This window comes from Neobacillus drentensis NBRC 102427, assembly GCF_001591445.1.
Lineage (GTDB): Bacteria > Bacillota > Bacilli > Bacillales > Cytobacillaceae > Neobacillus > Neobacillus drentensis.
In genome coordinates, this window is sequence record NZ_BCUX01000061.1 from 1 (window position 1) to 25,096 (window position 25,096).

A 25,096-nucleotide genomic window follows, 5' to 3' on the forward strand; every position below is an offset into this window, starting at 1 on the left:
GCAGAATGGAGCTCATTTCGGGGTATATAAGCGGAGGTTTTCCGCTTATGCAACACAAAATCCTACATTTTCACGTTTTTTGAGTCAATAGGCGGAATCTCTCCGGCTATTTAGGCTATTTTTTACTTTATTTACTAACTAAGCGGAATTACTCCGTCTATTTATCAGATTGGATGCTTAACCTGTTCCCCCAACCGATAAGAGCAGATCCTCTTAGGAAATTGGGTCAGGCCCTCGCTTTGATATCACTTTAACCAGCGGGGGCCTGACCCTAAAATCCATGACATGAATGTAGTCTTTTTTTCATACTATATTTTGGGGGTGGAAAAATGCCAAGAGTAAATTACCGAAGTTCAGACGTTGACTTAATGGCAAGAATGATGAGAGCAGAAGCTGAAGGTGAAGGACAACAGGGAATGCTATATGTTGGAAATGTAATTGTGAATCGTCTTGTAGCAAATTGTATAGACTTTAAAGATTTAAGAACAATTAACCAAGTTATTTTTCAAGTTCAAGGAGGAAATTTTTCCTTTGAAGCTGTTCAAAAAGGGAACGTATTTTATCAAAGATCAAGAACTTCTGAACGAAGATTAGCAAAACAGAATTTGGATTATTGGAGAGACCACCCAGCGAAATATGCCCTTTGGTATTTTAATCCACATGCTCCATGCCCTCCAACATGGTACGGACAACCTAAAACTGGTCAATTTAAAGAACATTGTTTTTATGAACCCAAACCTGGCACATGTGATAGTGTTTATCGCGGTTAAGCTTACTCTTTGAGTAAGCTTTTTCACATATTTAGAATATCCACATGAGTATCCCCATATCTAAAGCTAGGGGTTTTACGCTGCTTTTTGATAAAATAAAACTTTTATCTATTTTCAACGAAATAAATAATCCTTCCCAATAAATTATTGATCTTTTATTTCAATTATTTTGTGATCAGTATGAAAAATGTAATAACCAAGCGGGTTATGGAAACAGCTAAACTAAAAAAGTGTCGGTCTCCTAATATGAAGGATACCTACACTTTTTTGATTCTCCAGGAGCGTGGATTTTTTAGCAAATTACTACTTGAATAGTTATTTCAAATCAGAATTCGAAATATCGGCCTCAATCCTGCTCATGAATTCTTCTGCTGCGCTGTATCCTTGCTGCCTTAAATACCAATTATTAGCTGCTGCCTCAATTAAACCCGCTACATCACGTCCAGGCTGGAGTTGAATTTCGATCGATGGAATCTTAACACCCATATATTCTATATATTGAGGTTCCTGGTCCAATTCATTATTCAAGTCATCTTTTTGCCATTTCGTTAAATTAATATCAAGCACAATTCGTGATTCATCTTGAAAAGCTTTGCGCCCGTATAAGCGAACCACGTTTAACAGCCCAATACTTCGAAGTGCTAAAAATTCCTTGGCTTTTTCATCATGGGTACCGAGAATGGTATGCGGTCCAAGCTTCTTCAGGACAACAATATCATCAGCAACCAGCCGGTGTCCGCGAAGAATTAACGTATGAGCCGTTTCGCTTTTCCCAACTCCTGAATTCCCTCGAAGTAGAATCCCAATGCCGGACACATTCATACATACACCATGAACCGTCATTTCTGGTGCTAATTCCTTCACCAAATACGCATCCAATTTCGTGATAAACTCTGAGGTTGTCTCAGGCTTGTTTGTTAGTAACAACGGTATCCCTTGTTCAACACAATGGTGAGTTAAATAGGTAAGTCCTTCTTCACCAGCCGTCACAATAAAACAGGGCGGGTGATAGTGAACAATATTTCCAATTCGTATTTTCCGTTCCTCTTTACTTAACTTATGTAAATAGGTAACTTCCTTTTTTCCTAGAATTTGAACCCGTTCCATCGGAAAAAAATCAAAATGACCAACAAACTCCAAGCCGGGTCGATGCACCCGTGATTGCGTGATCATTTTCTGCAGTTGATTTTCCCCGGCTACTACTTTCAATGAAAACTTCCGGGCTAAGTCTTCGACTGTAATTTTTTTCACCTTATATTCACCGTCCTAAAAGCCTTTCTATAGTTGAATTATACTTAAGAAAAGTGGAATCGTCATCCATTTACGAACGGATTCCTAGGAGGCTACTCTCTTCCTAAAGAAAACGTACCCAATTAAGTACAAGGGGATGTCTAATGATGTGATTAATTGTCCCGACTTTCTATAAAATAAAATTTGCAAAAATATATAAAATAGCAATGCTAATTAATATGGTTATATTTGATATGGTGGCGATTAACCGGGTACTGCTGGTGCTATATTTAAATTCAACGGCAAAGGTTAAGGCGGATGCTGCAACAGGTAGTAACAGCCCGATTAAGACTGTAAATCGATACATCTGATTGTAAGGAAGAAATAGGTACAAACCAAATCCAAAAAGTAAACCTAAACCATATCGGAAGGTTAAAAATTTCAACATAGGTTTAATAAATTGTTTATCCAATTTAAAATTTAAATAAAGTCCTAATAATAATAAGGATAATGGCATATTGGCTTTAGAGATTGTACTTGCCACATTAATAATCGTATCTGGTAATTGGATGTGGCTAAAATTTAAAATACTGGCAATTAGGTAGGTCATTAACGGAATCGATTTGCCAAGTTTTTTTAGAATTTCTATGGGTTTAAGTTTAAGGCCTTCTGCCGAAAAATAGCTTCCTAAAATATAGGCAATACCAAAAACGACAAATGATGTTCCGACATCAAACATACTAAAATAGGTTAACCCTTCCATCCCCCATATGGCAAAAACTAAAGGAAAGGCAAATAATCCTACATTAAATCCAGAAAGCATCAGGAAAGAACCCTTCAGTTCCCTTTCCTCATTTTTAAAAACCAACAGGCCTAGACATGCAGTAATAAGGCCATAAATAAGGACGATAACTGGCAATAAAATTAATGAAGTTTCGATTTTTACAGAATCGAATGTGACAAGAACTAAGGCCGGAAGGGAAATTTTAAAGATAATTTTTGAAATGACTTCCCCATCTTTTTCTTTTAAAATATTTAAACGTTTTAATAGATACCCAAGGGCAATGATGATAATAATATAAAGAAATTCCTGATTCATTAAAAAAGTACGCTCCTCTATGATGGATCTTGGTTCTTCATTAATTTAAAATTGTTTGTCTAAATAGTTGCCTAAATTGCTCCCGGTCTTCTGCAGTAAAAGGCTTGGGCCCCTTTGTCCGTTTTCCGCTTTTTCGAGCCATGGCACTTAAATAGCGTGTTTGTAATAATTGATCAATGTTTTCATTAGTATAGCGAAACCCTTTATGGTGAAGAACGATGCATCCTTTGGCTAAGCCCAGCGATGCAAGACCATAATCTTGCGTCACTATAATATCCCCTGCTCGGGCCAGCTTCATAATCCGATAATCCGCCGCATCCGCCCCGGAATCCACATATATGATTTCCACTCCTGAAGGCTGCTCTTCATTAGAATAGTGAGAAAAGCTCGTCACAAGGATAACAGGTAACCCTGCATTCCTTCCTTCCGAAATAATAATATCTTTTACCGGACAAGCATCCGCATCCACATAAATTTCCATCTTTATCCCTCCTGTAACGAAGTTCGAATAATTGTGATACTATTGGTAAATTGTGTTTTTGTCAAACTATGTAAGCACAGGGACGGTGCTTTTTGCCAACTGGTGTCAGGCACCAAAACATAAAAAAATCCCCTTCCTCACCTTTGTTTACATTAGGTAAATAAAGTGAGAAAGAGGATTTGAAACATCATTTATTAAATAATTATAGGAACAAACCTATGATCGCTCCCGTTAGGACTGATCCCATTGTTGCAACTAACAATACTTTTAAACCAACTTTAGCTAACTCACTCGCTCTTTCATTACTAATAGCTTGTACAGTTCCTAAAATAATTCCAATTGAAGAGAAGTTAGCAAATGATACTAAGAATCCTGATACAATCCCTACTGTCTTCGGAGACAATTGAGGGATCATTTTCATGAAGTCTAACATTGCGACGAACTCGTTAGCCGCTACCTTAGTACCCATGACTGAGCCAGCCTTAACAATCTCACTTGAAGGAATACCCATGATCCAAGCGATTGGTGCGAATATATATCCAAGTACGCCAGTGAAAGAAATACCGAAGATTGAAGTAAAAATCCAGTTAACTGCCGCGATCAATCCTACATAAGTGATAAGCATAGCGCCTACGATTAAAGCCGTCTTACCACCGAGCAATGTCCAGTTGCCAATTGCTTCAAAAAGGGATTTCTCAGGAATCATTCCCTTAATGTCGATTTCTTCATCTTCATCTTTACGAACGGGACATACGATCGTTGATAAGATAAGTCCTGAGAATACGTTAATTGGTAACGCCACCAATACGAACTCTGGAGGAATCATTTGCATGTAAGCACCTAAGATTGAACAACTTACCGCAACAAGAGAAGAAGTAACAACAACAAACAAGCGATTACCAGAAAGGCTTGGAATGAATGACTTAACAGAAAGGATAGCAGAAGTATCACCAAATACCATAGAATTCACCGCAACGAATGATTCCACTTTTGGTAGACCTGTTATCTTACTTACTGCACCACCAATGTATCGAATAGCTAATGGTAATATTCTTGAATAAGTTAAGATACCTAGAAGAGCTGTTACGAATACAATCATCATTAGAACATTTACAAAGAATAAATTCTTTCCTGCAAGGTCACCGAATACGAATGCAATCCCGTCATTACCGAAAGAAAGAACTTTGTTAAAGCCATCTACGATCTTGTGGAGAACTTTTTGACCGATTGAAGTATTGAGCATAAACCAAGCTATAAGCAACTGAACGACTGCCATGATACCAACTGCACGATAGTTGATGTTTTTCTTATCGTTTGACATCAACCAAGCAATACCTACTAGAACTAGGATACCAACGATTGCGATTAAGATTGACATATTATTTTACCTCCAGAGGATTGATTACATGAATTTTTTGACCACTATTACCCTTTTTATACGAAAACTTCAATTTGAAAAAACTAACAACAAAATAGACAATGGCTAAGATTAATACGCAGGTCCAAATTTGATTAACAATATGAGTATTCCAGATACCTAAAAAGTAAAGGAGCGCCGGGATGGTCAACGTTACCCACGACTGAACAAATGCAACTTTTCCAATATAATGGTCGATTTTCTTATCAAGTGCATTTGATAAAAAGAATAGAAACCATAAAAATGCCCACATGCCCCAGGTTAGTGCATTGACAACATCATGAAAGTGTATAACCGCTGTAACAGTATATACAATTCCAATAATTGCAACCCAAAGACTGAACCAACCAAGCCCGCTGCCTTCAAGCCCCTTCCATATGTTGAACCCAACATATAAATATGTTAACCCAAATAAGAATATAGATGCATAATTATAAAGCTCCCAATGTTCTTGACCCGAAACAATGATTAAGTAAAATGGGATGATTATTTGAATCGTTCCTATGAAAAAATTAAATATCCCAACACTTTTTGCTTCTGCTTTTCCTAACAGCATGAGACTGTTAAGAAATAATACTGCACCTGAAAGAAATAAACCAACAAACCCCATATTAATTGTTGTGAAAAGAATTTTTCACAACTCTCCCTCCTTCACAAACAGGACTATAGTGAACGCTTCCATCTGTAATTTCTAAAACACGTAAATAATATAACATATTTTTTGAACAAATGTTAAAACACATATGAAAAAATGTAAATTATTTTTTTCCATTTTCCTTAAAAATGTCTATTTCCATATATTTCATTCGAATTTTTATATAATTTTTTGAATAAAAATGAAATTTTGTAATATTTAATCTGAAAAAATGTAAATAAAACTAACATAAGATAAGTAGTGCTCGATCCGATTATTAATTTTGTTCGCTTCATTCCTCCCCTTGCGTTTATTACGTTATTCATGCTTTGGTTTGGAATTGGTGAGCAATCAAAAATCTTTTTAATCATGTATGCCACCTTTTTTATAGTGATCATCAATACGATTACGGGTGTACTTTTTGTGGAAGAAGATAAAATCCGTTCTGCAAGGAGTATGGGAGCGTCAGAAGTACAAATTATGTTCCATGTCATCATCCCAGCTTCCCTCCCCTTTATATTCACTGGAGCTAAACTGGCCATGGGGTCCTCCTTTATGGCGATCGTCGGGGCTGAAATGGTTGCAGCGAATGAAGGAATTGGTTACATGATTTGGAATTCAAGATTGTACTTTAAAACAGATTGGATTTTCGTTGGTCTTGTCACACTTGGATTAATGGGGTTTTTCATGGATCGTGTCCTGACTCAATTTGGGAAAATCGTGTTAAAACGATATAATGTTGTTAAAAAATAATCATCCTTCGTATGAACAGGGAAACTACTTTAATTGGTAGTTTCCTTTTATTTATATAGGATTTAAACCACCTCGACTTATTTTTGGTCGGCATTAACCTTATGAAATCGTTAACCATTACAGATTAAGATAATAAATAAATTACAAAAAAGTCTAAATATTTCACAAATTAAAAAATCGGAATATTCCGTATAATTGAGTTGTGTGAAGTGTTAACGTTTACATATAAGAATGAGGAGGTGTAAGACAAGTTCGATCAGTTCAATTAATAGGGGGAAGAAAATGTCTAAATCAGCTAAAGGTTTTAGAAAACTTATTTGGTCTTCACTTGTATCAAGTATGGCTGCCGTAACCATTGTCAGCGGGGCATTCGCCGCGTCACCGACCCAGTCTACTGATGCTGTTCCAACAGGTTCCTCGTCACTGTTACCCTGGATGGATATGTCACTTGCTCCTGAGGCACGTTCGGAACTTCTGCTCGACGCAATGACGCTGGACCAGAAAATCCAACAACTTGCCGGTGCTCGCTCTGCAATTCCTGAGCTTCCGCAATGTGGTACCTCTGGTCGGCACATCCCCGGCATTCCTGAGCTAGAGATCCCAACGTTCCGAATCACGAATGGTCCCGTCGGTCTTGGCGGGGGTGATTGCAGCCCGCAGGATAAAGCTACTGCTCTACCCGTTGCACTTGGGCTTGCGGCCAGTTTCGATCCTAGCCTTGCCTATGACTTTGGTAACTTGATGGGCGGCGAGGCGCGCACGCTAGGACTGCACGAACTCGAAGCACCAGGTATGAATCTCGCACGTTTGGGCGAGAATGGTCGCAATTTCGAGTACATGGGTGAGGACCCTTACCTCGCCGGCGCTCTAGCTTCGAAAGAAATCCAAGGGATTCAAGACAACGACATCATTGCGATGTCGAAACATTACGTACTTAATGATCAAGAGCAAAACCGTATGGGAGTTAACGTAAACATCGACGAGAATGTCCTTCATGAGCTCTACCTGTTGCCGTTTGAGATGTCAGTCAAAGATGGCAACGTTGGCTCAATCATGTGTTCGTACAACCGGGTGGGTGGGACCTACGCCTGCGAGAATGAGTATCTTCTAAACACCGTCCTGCGTGATCAGTGGGGCTTCAAGGGCTACGTTCAGTCTGACTTTGGCGCTACGCATTCAACTGCACCTGCGTTAAACGCCGGATTGGATTTAGAGATGCAATCGAACAAGTTCTTCAATAACGAGAGCATCAAGGCTGCACTCGACAACAAAAGCCTAACGTTGGAAACAATCGACCAGGCACTCGACCGCCGATATGTACAAATGTTCAAATTTGGCATTTTCGACCGTCCCATCGTTCAAGGCACCATTGACGCTGAGACTAACGGTTCAAAAGCCCGCGAAATCGCCGAGCAAACAGCGGTTCTGCTAAAGAACAAGGATAGCCTGTTGCCGCTTGACGCTTCCGTTGATTCAATCGCTTTGATTGGGCAGGCAACCTACGCCGACGCAGCAGCAGCCGGTGGTGGCGGAAGCTCAAGGGTCAGTCCGCTTTACACAGTTTCACCACTTCAGGGTCTACAGAACACCCTAGAAAAAATAGGTTCAGATGCTGTGATTACCAAGGTGATAGTGAAAAATGATAATAGCAATCTTAATGAGGCTGTTGCTGCAGCGAAGGATGCCGATGTTGTCATCCTTATGGCAGGTGTTGTGACCAGCGAGGGCCGAGACCGTCCAAGCTTGTCTCTACCAGACAACCAGGACGCCATAATCTCAGCCATTGCGGCAGCAAACAAGAAAACTGCACTCGTGCTCAAAGATGGCGATCCAGTTCTTATGCCTTGGGTTAACGATGTTCCAGCAATACTCGAAGCATGGAACCCAGGCCAGGAGGACGGCAATGTTGTTGCCAACTTGTTATTCGGTCTCGCCAACCCATCCGGTAAGCTCCCAGTGACCTATCCGGTAGCAAAAGCGGACACGCCTACTAGCACCCCTGACCGCTACCCTGGAGTTAATCAAGGAGTGTTCGATAGTGCTGGCAAGGAGATTCCGCAAGTGTACTATTCGGAGGGTCTAGAAATGGGTTACCGCTGGTACGACGCCAAAAGTATCAAACCTCTATTTGCATTTGGTCATGGTTTGTCCTACACCAACTTCGAGATTTCTAAGCTCGTAGTCACACCGAAGACCACTGATGGTACCAAGCCTATTAAGGTATCGTTCTTCGTGAAGAACGACGGAGACGTTGCCGGCGCTGAAGTGCCTCAGGTCTACTTAGGTCTGCCTGAAAATGCGAACCAGCCACCTAAACGCTTAGTTGGTTTTGAGAAAGTCTGGCTAAAACCAGGTGAGAAGAAGCATGTTACAATTACCATCGACCCGTCAGCGTCTAACCACCCATTGTCCATTTGGGATGCCGATGCTGACGCGTGGAAAACTCTTGACGGTACGTACAAGGTGAAAGTCGGTAACTCTTCTGACAAGGCCAAGCTGATTGATTCCATTACGGTACGCACGCCAGCCGGGCACAACAAGTAATACTTCCATTACAATAGAGTAAAATGAAAAGAGGGAGTTACCAAGTTATTTGGAAACTCCCCTTTTTTTATATTGTTTTTAGTATAGACTCTTGAAGAATAAAAAAAGAAGGATTCATAATCAAATGGGAAAAATTACAAACCTCCACAAGACTTCCTCGTCCCTTATGCTCGTTGTTTTGTTTGTTCCGCTCCTGTTTCTGTTGTAACAGACTCATATCCATAACCTGTAGAACTAATTTCCAAGCTTTCTTCTTGATTCTTATTTGTAAGATTTTTATCTATATTGTTTGTTACCATTGTCCCCCTCCTTCCATTTGTATAAATTATCTGCAATAATTCGTTTTTTATTTAAATATTTCAGCATACCTTTTGATAACTAGATATTTAATTACTCTCTCCATCGAAAAATAAACTCTAGTTTATCACTAGAGTTTAACGTGATTGAGCCATAACACCGCGCACCAAAATTTGGATCATGATTTCAATGACTTAATCGTTTTTTCACATCATCAAATGATGGCATGCCTTTTTGTGCACCAAGCTTCTCTATAGAGATTGAAGCGGCAGCATTGGCAAATTGAATGGCCTCTTTTAACGCATAACCTTCACTGATGGCAAAGTCCAAAGCGCCATTAAAAGTATCACCGGCACCGGTTGTATCCACTACAAAGAAAAACACTGCATTAGAATGAATCTTCAAATGCAGTGTTTTTTTGTTTTCTGGTTCTTTATTAGGAGCAAACTCGCTTAATTTAATAATAAATCTTTAACTAATTTCTTTGTCTCTAAATTGAAAGAATCCCTATACACCTGATAACTAGGTTGCGAGCTCATCAGTATTTTGGACTGAAGTAAATCCAGTAAGCCCTGCAGATCACGATCTCTTCCCTTTTTTAATTCGTTTTGCCGCTGAACACTCAAGTTTCCAAAAAACTTACTAAAAGCTTGTAAATAAATGCCGGCCTCCATTTGATCAGATGAAGATAAGTGTCCTTCCTTTTCCCATTCTTTTAAGGTTGTTACTATAGTCGAAATATAATCATAGCATTTGCTCATCTTTTTGAGTTCCATATCATACTTTTTAAGCAGGGAATGATGCTTTTTGCCAAAAGGATTAAATTTTAAACTATTGGATGCTGTATTTAACATTTCCTTTGTAGCATGTAACTCCTGCAAAAATTGATGTATTTTGTTCTCTATCATGTTCCCTTTTTCTTGTCCCCATTCCATTTGGATCCAATTGGAAAGTTCACTAAGGATTCCTGAGAGTTGATTAGATAATTTTTCTAAGGATTTTGCTGCCTTCTTTGTAAAGTCCGGCGGAAATAAAAACATGTGGATCGATATAGCGACTACAATCCCAATCAACGTATCCATTATCCGATCAAATGCATAATCCTTAGATTTTCTTTCAAATGTAAAAATCAAGACAATGGTGAGAGCTACCTGATGTATAACCGTTTCATCTAATTTTAACCATTTTGCTATAAAGGCTCCGCTTAATAATAAAAGACCCAATATCCAACCATTCATGTCTAAGTGACTAACAAGATTAGCCGTTAAAATGATACCAATAGCCGTTCCCGTCATACGGTGAAAAGAATACCGGATCGACTGATCTATGGTAGTTTGCAAACATAAAACAACAGAAATTGGGGCTAAATAGGGGTGATCAGAGCCTATTAATTTTGCTAACTCCCAAGAAATAGCCGATGCAATAGCCATTTTCCAGACCAAGGCTGTTTTACTTTCAAAGTTTTTCTTTTTCATGCTAATCTTCCTTTCAACGATCCATCTTCCTTATGTTTGTCCTGCCAAGATCTTTTATACGGTTGTTGCAAAAACTCGCCTATTAGGACCGTTCAACCTTCCAAGGGCTTTTTTAGATTCCCTAATATTTTCCGACATTTTTTTTATTTTTCATATTGCCTTTTATATTCGTTACTGATACTATAGAAAGTGCGTAAATTGGAAAGCTAATATTCAATATGTCTGGATCTTTCCAAGCAGATAATTTTTGACCACTTCGTTTAGAAGTTAAGGCCATACGGACAGCCGGGTCAAATGCCGAATGGCAACTTTAGTTGCCTTATTGATTGAGTTAGAAGCTCAAATTTTATAAGTTGGTTACTTTACAACCAGTGCATATTGCACACAACTTGTGAAACGGTCAATAAGAGTAGTAAAAGTAATTATTTGCTATATAGACTCTGATCCTATTATGATATATTTTGAATATTATTAAGCTTCCTTACTAATTCTTTAAGGACATTTATCGTATTAGTGTACGATTTCTATTACGGTATTCTTCTGCTTTTTAATATTGATGATTATATCTAAAGCAAGTGTGGTGCGCAGGTTTGCGTTTTTGCACTTGCTTTTTTTGTTGTGTTGCAACTGTTTTAAAGAAATTATGTCTTTCGTCTTCATCGTTCGATCAACGTAATATGGTTATGGAATTCTCTTCGCTTTATCAAAAAATTTATTAGTTAGGAGATAAGAAAATGGGAAAAGCACTTATTATCGGAGCTGGCGGCGTGGCATCTGTTGCAGTCCACAAATGTGTTCAAAACAGTGAGGTATTTGAAGAAATTTGTATCGCTAGCCGTACTAAATCAAAATGTGATGACTTAAAGGCAAAACTAGATGGCGGTAAAACAAAAATCACCACTGCACAAGTGGATGCTGACAATGTAGAAGAGTTAATCGCGTTAATTAATGAAGTAAAACCAGATATCGTTATGAATTTAGCTCTTCCATACCAAGATTTAACGATCATGGATGCATGTCTAGCAACAAAAACACACTATATGGATACTGCAAACTATGAGCCAGAAGATACGGCAAAATTTGAATATAAATGGCAGTGGGAATACAAAGAGCGCTTTGAAAAAGCTGGGATTACAGCTCTTTTAGGCAGCGGCTTTGACCCAGGTGTAACTAGCGTATTCTCTGCTTATGCACTAAAACATTATTTCGATGAGATTGAATATATCGACATTCTTGACTGCAATGGCGGCGATCATGGTTATCCGTTCGCAACTAACTTCAATCCTGAAATTAATATTCGTGAAGTATCTGCTAACGGAAGATATTGGGAAAACGGTGAATGGATTGAGACGGAGCCAATGGAAATCAAACGCGAGTATAACTTCGCTGAAGTTGGCCAAAAAGATATGTATTTGCTTTACCACGAAGAACTTGAATCTCTTGCTAAAAACATCCCGGGAATTAAACGTATTCGTTTCTTCATGACATTTGGGCAAAGCTATATTACTCACCTAAAGGCCCTTGAAAATGTTGGAATGACTAGCATTGAGCCAATTGAATTCGAAGGAAAACAAATCATTCCGCTTCAATTCTTGAAGGCTGTATTACCTGATCCATCTTCCCTTGGACCTCGTACAGTTGGAAAAACAAACATTGGTTGCATCTTCAAAGGGAAAAAGGACGGAAAAGATAAGACTTATTACGTTTACAATGTTTGCGATCACCAAGAGTGTTATAAAGAAGTAGGTTCTCAAGCAGTGTCCTATACAACAGGTGTTCCTGCAATGATCGGTGCAGCGATGATCATGACTGGCAAATGGAATAAACCAGGCGTATACAATATTGAAGAATTTAATCCAGATCCATTCATGGAAGAGTTAAACAAATGGGGACTTCCATGGGTAGAAGACTTTAACCCAGTATTGGTTGATGCTTTGCCTGAAGAAAAAAAAGATGCGGAGCTAGTTCGTTAAGATGCGGTTCGAAGAATTACCAACACCATGTTATGTAGTTGATGAAAGGCTTGTCGAAAGAAATCTTAAAATCCTGAACGGGGTTATGGAACGTACAGGAGCAAAGATTGTTTTGGCGCAAAAAGCATTTTCGATGACTACCATGTATCCCCTCATTGGAAAGTATTTAAGCGGTACAACAGCAAGCGGTTTGTATGAGGCACGTCTAGGTTATGAGGAAATGGGCAAAGAAAACCATGTCTTTGCCCCTGCCTATCGTGAGGATGAAATGGATGAAATCATCTCGATTTGCGACCATATCATCTTTAATTCCTTCTCACAGTTGGAAAAATATAAAGATAAAGCTCTTCAAGCTGGCAGGAAAGTAGGCTTGCGGATCAATCCTGAATGCTCCACACAGATTGGGCATGCCATTTATGATCCCTGTTCACCGGGTTCGAGATTCGGTGTAACCAAAGAACATTTTCGTCCCGAATTGCTTGACGGTGTGTCAGGGCTGCATTTTCACACCCTTTGTCAGCAAAACTCAGACGACTTAGAAACCACTCTAAATGCATTCGAAGAAAAGTTTGGAGAGTGGCTTCCGCAAATGGAATGGATCAACTTCGGCGGCGGGCACCATATTACGAGAGAAGATTATGATATCCCGCTTCTTGAAACATGTATTAAGAGAATGCAAGATAACTACGGTTTAGAAGTCTATCTTGAGCCGGGAGAAGCGATTGCCCTCAATGCAGGTTACTTGATTACCTCCGTTCTTGATCTCCATCAAAACGGATTGGAGATTGCGATTCTTGACACCTCTGCAACTTGTCATATGCCTGATGTATTAGAAATGCCGTATCGTCCCCCTCTTTTTGGATCTGGCGAAGCTGGCGAAAAGCCATTTACCTATCGACTGGGCGGGCAAACCTGTCTGACAGGCGATGTCATCGGCGATTATTCTTTTGATCAGCCATTAAAGAGCGGCGATCGCTTAGTATTCGGTGATATGGCGATTTATACGATGGTCAAAAACACCACCTTTAACGGCATGCCATTACCTGCTATCGCTGTTCAAGATAAGGATGGAGATTGTCGTGTTGTGCAACAATTTGGCTATCAAGATTTTAAGATGAGACTTGCTTAAAAGTCGATTATTATAGGGGAAGGGAAGCACGCATCCGAGAATGTTACTTCCCTTCCCCTATAAAAAAATCAGATTCTGAAATATGAATCTGGTTTTTTTTATACTGATAAAAGTAATCTGAATTATTTATGAACATTAGTATTTTGATTATTAAAGAGAATAGAAGTATGTTAATGAATCTATCGTATATACTAAAAAAACCCGGATGAAACACTTGTTTAGAAGTGTCCATTATCCGGGTTTTAGTTCATCCCGACTGCTGCATGGAATGATTATAATTCTTGGCCATTCGTTTGAATGACGTTTTTATACCAATCAAATGAATCTTTCTTCATCCGTTTCATCGGTCCATTTCCTTCATTATCACGGTCAACATAAATCATACCGTAACGTTTTTTCATTTCACCTGTTGTGAATGAAACGATATCGATGATTCCCCACGGCGTATAGCCCATTAAATCCACACCATCATAATTTACTGCCTTTTCTAAGGCTTCAATATGTGATTTTAAATATTGAATTCTTTCCGAGTCATGGATGCTGCCATCTTCTTCGACTGTATCCACAGCACCAAAACCATTTTCTACGATAAATAATGGAATTTGGTAGCGATCATAAAAACGGTTTAATGTATAACGGAGTCCAGTTGGATCAATCGCCCAACCCCAGTCGCTCGATTTAATATATGGATTTTCGACACCATTCGGTAATCCGCCATTCACGATATCTCCAAGGTTATCCTTTACCACATCGCTTTTAACGGTGGTAGACATATAATAACTGAAGCCTAAATAATCAACCGTCCCATTTTTTAAGATTTCTGCATCGCCTTCTTCGAACTTGATATGATACCCTTCTCTTTCAAACTCTTTTAAAGTGTAACTTGGATAAGATCCACGGACATGTACATCAGCAAAGAAGTAGCGTTGTCTCATTTCTTCCTCAGCTAGCATCACATCCTCTGGGTTGGATGAATAAGGATAAATCGGAACATGCGAAACCATGGCTCCAATTCGGAACTCTGGGTTAATTTCTTTTCCTTTTGCTACAGCTAAAGCACTTGCAACTAATTCATGATGACCTGCTTGGTACATGACTTCTTTCGCATTTTCGCCTTCTTCTACAGTAACACCTGAATTTGTCCATAAAAACAGGGGATTATTCACGTCCATTTGATTATTAATTTCATTAAAAGTCATCCAGTATTTCACTTTGTTTTTATAACGATCGAAGCAAACCGCAGCGAATTTCGCAAAAAAGTCTACTACTTTTCTATTTTTAAATCCGCCATATTCTCTTGCCAAATGTAACGGCATTTCGAAATGAGAAAGCGTAATAACAGGTTCAATTCCATACTTGAGCAATTCATCAAATACATCATCATAGAATTGTAATCCCGCCTCGTTCGGTTCCACTTCATCACCTTTTGGAAAAATTCTGCTCCAGCCGATGGAAGTTCTTAAACATTTTAAGCCCATTTCTGCAAATAAAGCGATATCCTCTTTATACCTATGATAGAAATCAATGGCCTCATGATTCGGGTAGAATTCATTCTCCTCGACTGTTTCTGTTATTTTTCTTGGCACGCCATGTGCTCCTGCAGTAAGAACATCAACCACACTTGGTCCTTTACCGCCTTGATTCCATCCACCTTCAAATTGGTGAGCGGCTAAAGCGCCGCCCCATAGAAAATCCTTTGGTAATTTTTCCACGTCTATTTCCCCCTTACCTATCTTCTTTGATATTGTACTGGTATAATTCATTATAATTATACCGGTACAATATTTCAATACCCTGATAATACTATTATAAACAAATAATATTTTCGTTCGTTTTATGCTATAATTCTAATTAATGAAGCAACTAAATTTTAACTAACGAGGAATGAATATGTTAAAGTACCAGCAGATTGCATTTGAAATAGAAAAATATATTGAAGATAATTCCCTTCAACAAGGAGAAAAGCTTCCCGTTTTAGAAACCTTAATGAAACAATTTGAGGTGAGCAAAAGCACCATTACGAAATCTCTTGAACTTTTAGAGAAAAAAGGGGTCGTTTTTCAAGTCAGAGGCAGTGGAATTTTTGTAAGAAGGCATAAAAGAAAAGGATATATGAGTCTGCTTTCAAATCAAGGATTTAAATCGGACCTAGAGGATTTCCATGTATCCTCAAAAGTAATTGAATTGGAGTTAAGAAAACCTACCCAAGAAGCGGCTAATAATTTAAACCTTACGCTTGATGACGATGTCTATTATGTAAAACGAGTCCGGTATATTAACGGACAAACTTTATGCTTTGAAGAATCCTACTATAATAAATCGATCGTTACGTATTTGAATGAGGAAATTGTTTCAGAATCGATTTTTCATTACATTAGGGAAGGGTTAGGATTAAAGGTTGGTTTTTCAGATATATTCCTTCATGTCGATAAACTAAACAAGGAAGAAGCTGAGTATTTAGGGTTAGAGGCTGGGGCGCCAAAACTTTACGTAGAAACGATTTTTCATTTAACCAATGGCTCGCCCTTTGACTTCTCCAAAGTCACCTATAACTATCAACAATCCCAGTTCTTTATTCAAGCGACAAATCACTTATTATAGGGGCCAGGGGAACGGTTCTCGCATTCTAGAAGAAAATGTAAGCTAGAGGAGATATGTCATTATGATATCTCTCTTCTAGCTTATTTTTTTGTTTTGCTTACGGTCATCATTATTTTCATTTGTTACCAAGGTGCTGGTTAATTGTTTGACAAGTATTACGAAGGGCAGTCGCAAGCTTCTCTTCCTTGCCAAAAAAACGAGTAGATGGAAGCGGAATCGAAATTGCCCTTAAATTCCCCATTTGATCAGAAATCACTGCGCCCACCGCACAAATTCCTTGGATATGTTCTTCCTTGGCAAAAGCAACTCCCTCTTTACGCACCACTTCTAATTCCTGTAACAATTCAAACCGGCTTGTAATCGTATGGTCATTGTACCGTGGCAGCTCTTCAGGTAATAATCTCTCAACTTCAGCTATAGGTAAAGAGGCTAGGATCGCCTTACCGTTTGCCGTGCAATGTAATGGGAAGGATGCACCGGGTTGTGAAGTCGCTTGTAATGGATGCGGAGCGATAATTTGATCCACGAAAAGCACTTTTCCGTTATCTAATACGGACAGGTCCACCGTTTCATTGACTTGTCTTGATAATTGGATTAAAAATGGTCTAATTTCTTCCCTTAAATCACTCTGGACAGCAGCCCCAAGCATCGCAAGCTCAGGCCCTAGACGGAATCCTTCGTCTGAGGAAACTGCTGCCACAAACTTTTCCTGTTCAAGTGTAGCAACAATTCTCTGAACTGTAGATCTAGCCAGGCCCACTTCTTTGGCAATTTTCGATAGGCTTAATCCTTGGGGATGATCTTTAAGTGCCCTGAGAATATTTGCCGCACGAGAAATCACCTGAACCGTAGATAGTTTCGTTTGATCCTGTTTATCGTTGTTCAAAAGTATGAACTCCTTCCACAAATATATCCATCTATTATACCCGAAATTTGAATCGTTTTTGTATATTGAATCGTCGAATGCATATGTTTAAAAGAATCTTAAAGAAACTTTTGGGAAAAGTTAGTGATTGACAGATGATTTTACTATTCATTATACTAAAGTTAGTAAAAATGATACATATGTATCACAATGCGGTTAATATTTTATCATTCATACGATAGAAATAAATTTTTTGAATAAATCCTCGGATTTTAATATAAAAAAATTGAATTAAAAATGAGGGATAGAGATGGGTTTAGTTAAGGTTGGAGTAATTGGAATCGGAAATATGGGTAGTTCGCATGTTCAAATGTTGGATAAAGGACAAATCAAAGGGGCAGCTTTAACGGCAATTTGCAGTAGTAATGCAAGTCGCATCGAATGGGTGAAAAATAATACGCAAGGTAATGTGCAAATTTTCCGGGACGTAGACACCTTTTTTAATGAATCAGGAATTGATGCCGTTCTTATCGCCACACCACATTACAGTCATCCAGAACTCGCCAAAAAGGCCTTTGCGAAAGGAATTCATGTCCTGATTGAAAAACCAGCAGGAGTCTTTACAAAAGATGTGCTAGAAATGAATGAGGCAGCGAAGTTGAGTGGAAAAGTATTTGGCATTATGTATAACCAAAGGGCAAACCCGCTTTTTCAAAAATTACGAGACCTTATTCAGTCCGGTGAGCTTGGCGAGATCAAACGGACCAATTGGATTGTTACCGATGTTTACCGTTCGCAAAGTTATTACGATTCCAGTAAATGGAGAGCCACATGGAAAGGTGAAGGTGGCGGTGTTCTATTAAATCAGGCGCTTCACCATTTAGATATTTGGCAGTGGACCACAGGGTTTTTGCCAAAGAGCATTCGTGCTACGTGCAGTATCGGAAAGTATCATGATATTGAAGTCGAAGATGATGTGACTGCATTTGTGGAATATGAAAATGGAGCAACAGGTGTGTTTATTACTTCAACTGGAGAAGCTCCAGGAACGGATCGCTACGAAATTGTTGGGGATTGCGGGAAACTTGTGGTTGAAAATGATGAACTTTCTTTTTACCGATTAACACAATCGGAACGTGAATTTAATGCTACGTATACAGGCGGTTTCGGGGTGCCTGAATGGAAGAAAATCGTAATTCCTGTAAAGTCTGAAAATGCAAATCATTCCATGATTGTTCAAAATTGGATTGATTCGATTGTCACAGGTTCACAGTTATTGGCACCGGGTACAGAAGGCATCAATGCGTTGGAGATTTCAAATGCCATTTACTTATCTTCTTGGCTAAACGAAACAGTAGAATTACCTATCGACCCAAACCTTTATTATGAAAAATTACAAGAAAAAATAAGCACCTCCACATTTAAGAAAAAGTCGGTAACCAACACTACATTAGATGTAACCGGAACACATTAAATACTACAACTACGGGAGACTTCAACAATTTCTTTGAAACCTCTTACATCATGATAGAGGCAGGCATAGTAAAAATTCTATTTAGAAACTATTTTTTATAATTATGGGGGATTACAATGATCATTGACAAGCTATCTAATGCAAAATTATATTACGGCGTCCATCCAAGAATACAAAAAGGACTGGAGTATCTTATTGAACATGATCTGAATTCAATGGCACCTGGTAAATACGAGATTGATGGTTTGCATTTGTATGTATTGATTGAAGAGTACGAGACGATGCCTAAAGAACAAGGACGTTGGGAATCACATCGGAAATACGCTGATATACAATACATGATAAGTGGCCAGGAAAGAATGGGATATTCAACCATTGAGGGAATGAACTTAATTGAGCGACACGAAGAGAAGGACCATTTTTATTTTGAAGGATCGGGTGATCTATTGCTGGTGAAGCAAGGATCCTTTGCCATCTTTTTACCTGAAGAAGCTCATATGCCGCAAATTTCAGATAGCACTCCTCAATCTATTAAAAAGGCAGTTGTAAAGATTCTGATTGATTAAATCTCTATTCATCCGAATAGTCTCCTGATCCGACTTTATCGGAAATAAAAGGCGAACAGTACCTCTCACTGTTCGCCTTTTCTCAGTAGTTTTTTATCGTCGGAGGTAGATAGTCTAAAAATTTATCTAATAATACGTCTGGCTGTTCAGCAATAATAGCCATCGAACGGAATTTTTCCTGGAGAAATTTCTGTTCAATCATATGGTCAAACAGGCTGATCAATGGGTCGTAATAATGATTAATATTAAGAAGTCCACATGGCTTTTGATGCAAACCAATCTGACCCCAAGTGAACATTTCAAAAAATTCTTCAAGTGTCCCGGTGCCGCCAGGCAAGACAACGTATCCATCAGCTAAATCAGCCATTTATGCCTTCCTCTCGTGCATGGTTTCCACCTTAATTAACTCCGTTAATCCGTTATGAGATATTTCACGTTCCTCCAACACTCTAGGGATAACACCAATTGCATGACCGCCTTCATTTAATACCGTATCTGCAACTGCACCCATCAAGCCGTTACTCGAACCGCCGTATACTAACGTAATGTCCCGTTTAGCAAACTCTTTCCCTAGTTGAATAGCTCCTGTTCTATAGGCCTCTGATGCACCGAAACTTGAACCGCAAAAGACTGCTAATCGTTTCATATGATATTTCCTCCCCATTTTTTCTATCTATTATAAAATATATATGATTCCCATTGAAACTAGAATATAGATATACCGACGATTACTGACTTCATTTCTGTGAAACGAAGGACTTAAAACAAGAGATTCGTACCTAATATTTAAGGGCTTTCCCTTGTCTGTTAATGATTTGCCTGATATTTTTTGCGTAAGCTTCCAACAAACCATAGTAAAAGTGGGATACCCACCATATTAACGGGTAGGGCAAAATAAATCCAAAAGGTATTATCAAAGATGTAGGTATAGGTAGGGTTAGGAAAAATGACGGCTAAAACAAAAAAGAATGCCGACGTAACCCAGATTAATTTCCGCCAGTTTTTTATATGGAGCAATTGTGCTGTACCATAATTGGCTAAAAAGAAGTAAAGCGATAACTTGATAAAAACACTAAGGAGCCAGACTAGAACCGCGAGAATTTCTAAATTTTGAATAAAATCCATGACGGTAACGTAGCTGACTGCATCAAAAGCAGGGTGACGCAGTTTCGATGCAATCTCAGGGCCCAAAATCAGCAATACCCAAATCGCGACGGTACTCACTAAACAGGAGGCTGCGGCAATTCCCAAAACGGCTCTTTTTGGACCCTTGTTTGGCTGATCCATAAATGAGAGGAGCATCAACATCATGACTGACTCCCCCAAAAACGACAGCGGATGTACGGTCCCTTTAAGAATAGGTACGAAGCCGGTATCTGAAAAAACGGGAAGAAAATTCTTGTAATTGAAAATTGACACGGATAAAATCAACAAGATAAACACGGATAGGAGGATGATGGGACCGAACACTTCGCTACACCGTCCAATTCCTTCAATTCCACCGCTGTAAGTTATATAAATAAGTAACAACAGCATCGTTAATACCAATACCCATAGAGGTGTGGTGGGAAGAAGGATCGTTATCGTGAATTCCGCAAATTCTCTTAAAATATCGGCAATTACGGAATACCATTGAATAAGATAGACAATCACAATGAGAATTCCCAGCCACTTGCCAAAAATAAGCTTACTGTATTCAATAAGTGTCTTACCGGGATATAGCAGGGCTGCCTTAGAGGAAACAAACACAATCAGGGTTCCCAAAATGGAAGCGAGCAAAAAGGAAATCCAAGCATCCTGTTTAGCGTCCTGAAAAGTTGGGGAAAGAGTAAGCAGGATCATATTTCCCGTTTCGAAAGTGAACATCAACCAAAAAATTTGCAGCCCTGAAAGTTTCATTTTTTTATCTCACTTTCTTTGAACAATAATGAGGGTCCATCCATTCCGAGCTCCTTGATCTTTATATCTGTCTTGACGATAATGTCCGCCTCTGGAAATCTCTTGTCCCAATCATACTTCAGGGATTTCCATTGGTTTGGTTTCTTTCGGTGGATCACTTCACCCAATCCAAAGATATCAAGGCCGTATTTCTTCTGGACTTTTGTAACCGTTTGTTGAACTTGTTTTTGAGAAATTTTTTCAAATTCCTTTTCTAGCCGTTTAAGATTATTGGGGGACTGAACGTCCAAACCTGAATTATTTTCCTTCAGCGATCCTTCACCTTTCAAGGTGACAGTGAATGTAATCTGCTGATTTTTACTTATATGTGGTTCGATTTTACTGCTGAGTTTGTTTAAGGTGAGACTGGCATTCATATCCTTTTTTTTAAAACTAATTGTCAAATTTTGCAGGATTCCCATCACCCAAAGCATATGTCTGTTTTCTTCCATATTCAGAAGTCCTTGCATTTTAAGATTTTTATCAAATATAGCAACACCAGCCAGCCGAAGTAGCGGGGGATTAGCTGAATTTTCATTCCCTTTTTTCTCACCATCTAGAGAACTGCTAAATTCAAGAACAGGAATAGAAGGGCGTAAACCGTCACTGGTAGCGGCCATGAGGAGACTTAAATATGCCGTGTTCCCTCTGCCGCCACTTATTTTATGTTCACCTAATGTGGCAGCAATAGGTGGTTTTTCTAATGGATTGGATACAGAAAGAGCTTTCTTTGCTGTCGACCCTTTGATTACAAAGACATCCGACCGCAAACTCACATCGGCACGCCGTTGTGAGTTATCGAGTTGTCTCTTAAGTCCCCGTCTAGCAAATTGTTCCCCAAATATTATAACGCGCCGCTGTCCAGAAAACGCCTCCCTTGATAGTTTTGTCTGTATGTTTTGCAAGGCGTCGCTTAGATTTTTCCCCTTCGCAGATATTGTAAAAAAGCCCTTTTGCATTAATCCTCCACCGCCGCCTTGGGTCTGAATGTTGGAAGGAATAACAATTTGTCCGCTGAGTTCTACGCCGTCATTCTTGGCAACATCCCAACCTGAACCAATCCAAAGGGCCTGTTCATTTAATTCCTTACGATCCCAGCAACCAGAGATAAAAAGAACAGACAAACATAATCCTAACCGAAGGATGATCTTCCTCAATCGTCTCTTCCTCCTTTTTGGGGATCTGGCTTTTGTCCTGGAGGTACCCGCTGTTTATCCTTGCCAAAAGTAAACATTGGCCCAGTCTGTAAAGCCCATCTTGGTGACCGAACTAATACATCCTTTAAATCGCGGGGAATCTGCGGTGCTACTGGAGTAAAGTACGGAACCCCAAAAGAGCGCAGATTAACCAGGTGGATTGTCAGCGTAATAAAACCTAGAGTAATACCGTAAAAACCAAAGATTCCCGCTAATATCAGCATGGCGAACCTTGTAAGCCGGAGTGCAGTTCCCAGATTGTAACGCGGAATCGAAAACGAGGCAATTCCAGTTGTGGCCACTACAATGACCGTAGGGGCGGAAACGATGCCTGCTTGTACAGCAGCCTGGCCGACGACAAGTGCCCCGACAATACTGACAGCTGAACCGACTGCTTTGGGCAGTCTAATTCCTGCCTCCCTTAGACCTTCAAACACAAATTCCATGAGCAACGCTTCGACGATCGTTGGAAACGGGACACCTTCCCGGGCAGCCGCAATACTAATAAGAAGTTTAGTCGGAATAAGTTTTGGATGATAGGTTGTAAGGGCGACATAGATAGATGGTAAATAGAGAGCCATGTTAAACAATACATAACGAATCATTCGAATGAAGCTGGTATAGATATGCCGTTCATAATAGTCCTCCACCGCCTGCATTCCATCCCAAAACGTCATTGGGACTAGGAGGGCAAAGGGAGTGTTATCGACGATGATCGCCACCTTTCCTTCCAACAGGTTGGCAGTGACAATATCGGGCCTTTCAGTATTTTGAATTTGCGGGAACGGGGAATGCGGCACGTCCTCAATAAACTCTTCGATATATTCTGATTCTAGTATCGCGTCAATTTGGATGCGGCCTAATCGCTTACGAACCTCTTCCAAAAGAGAATCAAGTGCAATTCCCTCTATATAAGCAATCACAACATCTGTTTGCGACAGCTCACCAAGTGAGAGTGGCTCAAATTTCAGTCTTGTACTGCGAATTCTCCTGCGTAGAAGGGTGGTATTTGTCCCAATTGATTCGGTAAATCCGTCTCTCGGACCACGTATAGTGATTTCTGATGTGGGCTCTTCCACATCCCGCTTTTCAAATCCAGCCAAACTGGCAAGTAAAGCGTCTGTCTGCCCTTCAATTAAAATACCGACATCAGCCTTTAAAACCCCATTAACCAATTCTTTTATCTGTGAAACCGTTTTAATTGGTGTGACTGCAATCAGCTGCTCCTCGATTACTTGCCCAATCGTACGAATTTCACCTAACCCGCTCGGTAGTCCCTCAAACAACATCGGTTTTAATAGGACATTTTCAAGTGTTTTTGTGTCAATTAACCCCTCTAAATAAATTAGAAGTATTTTAGGTTTTCCAGTTATATTAATAGGGCGAATAACAAAATCAAAGCAGTTTTGAAACAAATCTTTTAAAATTTGCTCATTTTTTGAAAGATCCGAACTAATCGGTTCAATATTTTCTTCTTCAGAAGGCAGTGAGGTCACTTTTTTCAAATCGTGTAACTTTATTCGTTTACGGAATCGAACCATCATCAAGCCCCCCCTTATTTAACTATGTTAATTTTTCCAATTAAAGGGGTTAATATGCACATTGGCCGAACTTAGGATAGAATATAAATTAATGATATCTAGAAAATTTCCACTCATTTAAATCCGCTTTTTATAATGCTAGAACTGTTCAGCATGTATTTAAGTAGGAGAGAATAGAATCGAAAGAAGGACAAGGACAATTCACTGGAAAGGTGATCAAAGTGAAAGAAATTACCTTTAAAGCATTTGCCATTACGCATGAAATTGATTTGAACAAGATTGCCATCCATTGCGGTATTCCCAAGAAATTCACCTGGGAACAGCCTTTGATCTTAAAAGGCGAGATTCTTGAATCGATCCTTTTTAAGGAAGTGGACGAATCGCAAATGGTTCTTATTTTTTCGTTTGGCAGCATTGTCTTTACTAATCACACACACGTTGATGAAATAAAGAGCTTATTGCGCTACATCCATTCTTTTGAACCGGACTTTGACATTGAACAGGCCGATAGATATACCGATGATTACTGCCTCCATATTAATGAATCAGAGAGTATTGAATTAACTGATGAATATGTGGTAGTGCCTGAATATGAGGATTTTTACCCTGAATTGATTTCTACAGTGATCGCTAAATCAGTGGCGCTGGAGAAAACAGAGGAGCAACTTGGAAAAATCCACGACAAGCTCGAAACCATGATCGACCGGCTGGAGAAAGGCAAGCTCCGTATCGGCAACAAGGAATTGGCCCGGACGACGGCGAAAATTGTCCGCCACGAGTATAACACACTGGCATATATCATGATTTTGGATAAGCCTGATATAACCTGGACGAGCAGCACAGCAGGCGATTTCTATGACCGGATGGTTGAGTTTTTTGAGTTGAATGATCGCTATAAAATTTTAAAAAGCAAAACGGACATTTTATATAACATCATGGATGGTTTTTCCACCATCAGTCATTCAATTCGTGGACTATTCGTGGAATGGATCATCGTCACTCTGATTGTCGTGGAGATAGCCCTGACAGTCTTGCAAATTGGCGGCTGGTTATAAAAGATTTGCGATTAAAAAAGACATACTTATTTGATTAGTAACGGGTTTACTTGTGAGG

The 25,096-nt window shown here is 39.3% G+C and carries 21 protein-coding genes and 2 pseudogenes; 9 read left to right on the forward strand and 14 right to left on the reverse strand.

Annotated elements, in window-relative coordinates; translation table 11 throughout:
* The first annotated feature begins 329 nt into the window (after positions 1-329).
* Entirely contained in the window at positions 330-770 is a 441-nt protein-coding gene (locus BDR01S_RS21245) for a cell wall hydrolase (protein ID WP_066250236.1), read from the forward strand.
* Between the two features lie 315 nt (positions 771-1,085).
* On the opposite strand, the gene hprK is transcribed toward BDR01S_RS21245, so the two are convergent.
* From hprK to BDR01S_RS21270, 5 genes are all read right to left on the reverse strand, one after another.
* The gene (hprK, locus tag BDR01S_RS21250; RefSeq protein WP_066250233.1) at positions 1,086-2,021 is read right to left on the reverse strand and encodes an HPr(Ser) kinase/phosphatase; all 936 of its coding nucleotides are present in this window, start codon (positions 2,019-2,021) and stop codon (positions 1,086-1,088) included.
* Between the two features lie 169 nt (positions 2,022-2,190).
* Positions 2,191-3,099 (reverse strand): AEC family transporter, encoded by a 909-nt coding sequence (locus tag BDR01S_RS21255; protein WP_066250228.1) that lies wholly within the window; start codon positions 3,097-3,099, stop codon positions 2,191-2,193.
* Positions 3,100-3,139: 40 nt separating this feature from the next.
* Positions 3,140-3,580, reverse strand: coding sequence for a YaiI/YqxD family protein (locus BDR01S_RS21260; RefSeq protein WP_066250222.1), 441 nt, complete (start codon positions 3,578-3,580; stop codon positions 3,140-3,142).
* Between the two features lie 202 nt (positions 3,581-3,782).
* Complete coding sequence (locus BDR01S_RS21265) at positions 3,783-4,958, reverse strand: NupC/NupG family nucleoside CNT transporter (protein ID WP_066250218.1); 1,176 nt, start codon at positions 4,956-4,958, stop codon at positions 3,783-3,785.
* 1 nt (position 4,959) lies between these two features.
* Positions 4,960-5,607: an AmiS/UreI family transporter gene (locus BDR01S_RS21270; RefSeq protein WP_066250216.1), complete on the reverse strand. Its 648-nt coding sequence runs from the start codon at positions 5,605-5,607 to the stop codon at positions 4,960-4,962.
* Positions 5,608-5,892: 285 nt separating this feature from the next.
* Between BDR01S_RS21270 and BDR01S_RS21275 the strand changes: the two are divergent.
* Together BDR01S_RS21275 and BDR01S_RS21280 are read left to right on the forward strand one after the other, a co-directional pair.
* Positions 5,893-6,384 (forward strand): annotated as a pseudogene (locus tag BDR01S_RS21275) (ABC transporter permease); the annotation flags it as partial.
* A gap of 282 nt (positions 6,385-6,666) precedes the next feature.
* The gene (locus BDR01S_RS21280) at positions 6,667-8,928 is read left to right on the forward strand and encodes a beta-glucosidase family protein (protein WP_218007889.1); all 2,262 of its coding nucleotides are present in this window, start codon (positions 6,667-6,669) and stop codon (positions 8,926-8,928) included.
* Positions 8,929-9,092: 164 nt separating this feature from the next.
* Here BDR01S_RS21280 and BDR01S_RS26550 read toward each other — a convergent pair whose 3' ends face one another.
* From BDR01S_RS26550 to BDR01S_RS21290, 3 genes are all read right to left on the reverse strand, one after another.
* A complete protein-coding gene (locus tag BDR01S_RS26550; protein ID WP_268874704.1) occupies positions 9,093-9,227 on the reverse strand; it encodes a hypothetical protein in 135 nt (44 codons plus the stop codon).
* Positions 9,228-9,411: 184 nt separating this feature from the next.
* Positions 9,412-9,630 (reverse strand): PfkB family carbohydrate kinase, encoded by a 219-nt coding sequence (locus BDR01S_RS21285; RefSeq protein ID WP_066250214.1) that lies wholly within the window; start codon positions 9,628-9,630, stop codon positions 9,412-9,414.
* Between the two features lie 47 nt (positions 9,631-9,677).
* Positions 9,678-10,700: an FUSC family protein gene (locus BDR01S_RS21290; protein WP_066250212.1), complete on the reverse strand. Its 1,023-nt coding sequence runs from the start codon at positions 10,698-10,700 to the stop codon at positions 9,678-9,680.
* A gap of 734 nt (positions 10,701-11,434) precedes the next feature.
* Between BDR01S_RS21290 and BDR01S_RS21295 the strand changes: the two genes are divergently transcribed.
* Positions 11,435-12,673 carry a saccharopine dehydrogenase family protein gene (locus BDR01S_RS21295; protein ID WP_066250210.1) on the forward strand — a complete coding sequence of 413 codons (1,239 nt, stop codon included), beginning with the start codon at positions 11,435-11,437 and terminating at the stop codon, positions 12,671-12,673.
* A gap of 1 nt (position 12,674) precedes the next feature.
* A complete protein-coding gene (nspC, locus tag BDR01S_RS21300) occupies positions 12,675-13,802 on the forward strand; it encodes a carboxynorspermidine decarboxylase (RefSeq protein ID WP_066250208.1) in 1,128 nt (375 codons plus the stop codon).
* Between the two features lie 272 nt (positions 13,803-14,074).
* Here the strand turns inward: nspC and bglA are convergent, their stop codons facing one another.
* Positions 14,075-15,514 (reverse strand): 6-phospho-beta-glucosidase BglA, encoded by a 1,440-nt coding sequence (gene bglA, locus BDR01S_RS21305; protein WP_157406230.1) that lies wholly within the window; start codon positions 15,512-15,514, stop codon positions 14,075-14,077.
* Positions 15,515-15,692: 178 nt separating this feature from the next.
* On the opposite strand from bglA, the gene BDR01S_RS21310 reads away from it, so the two are divergent.
* Positions 15,693-16,403 (forward strand): GntR family transcriptional regulator, encoded by a 711-nt coding sequence (locus BDR01S_RS21310; RefSeq protein WP_066250202.1) that lies wholly within the window; start codon positions 15,693-15,695, stop codon positions 16,401-16,403.
* 115 nt (positions 16,404-16,518) lie between these two features.
* On the opposite strand, the gene BDR01S_RS21315 is transcribed toward BDR01S_RS21310, so the two are convergent.
* Positions 16,519-17,289, reverse strand: coding sequence for an IclR family transcriptional regulator (locus BDR01S_RS21315; RefSeq protein WP_066250200.1), 771 nt, complete (start codon positions 17,287-17,289; stop codon positions 16,519-16,521).
* Between the two features lie 289 nt (positions 17,290-17,578).
* Here BDR01S_RS21315 and BDR01S_RS21320 point away from each other — a divergent pair, with 289 nt between their 5' ends.
* Positions 17,579-18,742 carry a Gfo/Idh/MocA family protein gene (locus BDR01S_RS21320; RefSeq protein ID WP_066250198.1) on the forward strand — a complete coding sequence of 388 codons (1,164 nt, stop codon included), beginning with the start codon at positions 17,579-17,581 and terminating at the stop codon, positions 18,740-18,742.
* A 116-nt stretch (positions 18,743-18,858) separates the two neighbouring features.
* On the forward strand, positions 18,859-19,308 hold the full coding sequence (locus tag BDR01S_RS21325) for a NanQ anomerase/TabA/YiaL family protein (protein WP_066250195.1): 450 nt from the start codon (positions 18,859-18,861) through the stop codon (positions 19,306-19,308).
* An 82-nt stretch (positions 19,309-19,390) separates the two neighbouring features.
* Here the strand turns inward: BDR01S_RS21325 and BDR01S_RS21330 are convergent.
* The 4 genes and pseudogenes from BDR01S_RS21330 to BDR01S_RS21345 form a co-directional block, all read right to left on the reverse strand.
* Positions 19,391-19,954, reverse strand: a pseudogene (locus tag BDR01S_RS21330) (LOG family protein).
* 161 nt (positions 19,955-20,115) lie between these two features.
* On the reverse strand, positions 20,116-21,207 hold the full coding sequence (locus BDR01S_RS21335) for a GerAB/ArcD/ProY family transporter (RefSeq protein WP_066250191.1): 1,092 nt from the start codon (positions 21,205-21,207) through the stop codon (positions 20,116-20,118).
* Entirely contained in the window at positions 21,204-22,403 is a 1,200-nt protein-coding gene (locus BDR01S_RS21340; RefSeq protein WP_066363327.1) for a Ger(x)C family spore germination protein, read from the reverse strand. Before BDR01S_RS21340 ends, BDR01S_RS21335 begins: the two co-directional genes overlap by 4 nt.
* Entirely contained in the window at positions 22,400-23,986 is a 1,587-nt protein-coding gene (locus tag BDR01S_RS21345) for a spore germination protein (protein WP_066250189.1), read from the reverse strand. Before BDR01S_RS21345 ends, BDR01S_RS21340 begins: the two co-directional genes overlap by 4 nt.
* A 209-nt stretch (positions 23,987-24,195) precedes the next feature.
* On the opposite strand from BDR01S_RS21345, the gene BDR01S_RS21350 reads away from it, so the two are divergent.
* Positions 24,196-25,038 (forward strand): RMD1 family protein, encoded by an 843-nt coding sequence (locus BDR01S_RS21350; protein WP_235846628.1) that lies wholly within the window; start codon positions 24,196-24,198, stop codon positions 25,036-25,038.
* Positions 25,039-25,096 lie beyond the last annotated feature (58 nt).

Bases quoted from the DNA above. Each gene is read 5' to 3' on its own strand.
- BDR01S_RS21245 (WP_066250236.1), top strand. From the start codon at position 330: ATGCCAAGAGTAAATTACCGAAGTTCAGACGTTGACTTAATGGCAAGA.
- BDR01S_RS26550 (WP_268874704.1), bottom strand. From the start codon at position 9,227: ATGGTAACAAACAATATAGATAAAAATCTTACAAATAAGAATCAAGAA.
- BDR01S_RS21310 (WP_066250202.1), top strand. From the start codon at position 15,693: ATGTTAAAGTACCAGCAGATTGCATTTGAAATAGAAAAATATATTGAA.
- BDR01S_RS21270 (WP_066250216.1), bottom strand. From the start codon at position 5,607: ATGGGGTTTGTTGGTTTATTTCTTTCAGGTGCAGTATTATTTCTTAAC.
- BDR01S_RS21260 (WP_066250222.1), bottom strand. From the start codon at position 3,580: ATGGAAATTTATGTGGATGCGGATGCTTGTCCGGTAAAAGATATTATT.
- BDR01S_RS21295 (WP_066250210.1), top strand. From the start codon at position 11,435: ATGGGAAAAGCACTTATTATCGGAGCTGGCGGCGTGGCATCTGTTGCA.
- nspC (WP_066250208.1), top strand. From the start codon at position 12,675: ATGCGGTTCGAAGAATTACCAACACCATGTTATGTAGTTGATGAAAGG.
- BDR01S_RS21345 (WP_066250189.1), bottom strand. From the start codon at position 23,986: ATGATGGTTCGATTCCGTAAACGAATAAAGTTACACGATTTGAAAAAA.
- BDR01S_RS21290 (WP_066250212.1), bottom strand. From the start codon at position 10,700: ATGAAAAAGAAAAACTTTGAAAGTAAAACAGCCTTGGTCTGGAAAATG.
- BDR01S_RS21320 (WP_066250198.1), top strand. From the start codon at position 17,579: ATGGGTTTAGTTAAGGTTGGAGTAATTGGAATCGGAAATATGGGTAGT.
- BDR01S_RS21325 (WP_066250195.1), top strand. From the start codon at position 18,859: ATGATCATTGACAAGCTATCTAATGCAAAATTATATTACGGCGTCCAT.
- BDR01S_RS21265 (WP_066250218.1), bottom strand. From the start codon at position 4,958: ATGTCAATCTTAATCGCAATCGTTGGTATCCTAGTTCTAGTAGGTATT.
- BDR01S_RS21335 (WP_066250191.1), bottom strand. From the start codon at position 21,207: ATGAAACTTTCAGGGCTGCAAATTTTTTGGTTGATGTTCACTTTCGAA.
- BDR01S_RS21255 (WP_066250228.1), bottom strand. From the start codon at position 3,099: ATGAATCAGGAATTTCTTTATATTATTATCATCATTGCCCTTGGGTAT.
- BDR01S_RS21280 (WP_218007889.1), top strand. From the start codon at position 6,667: ATGTCTAAATCAGCTAAAGGTTTTAGAAAACTTATTTGGTCTTCACTT.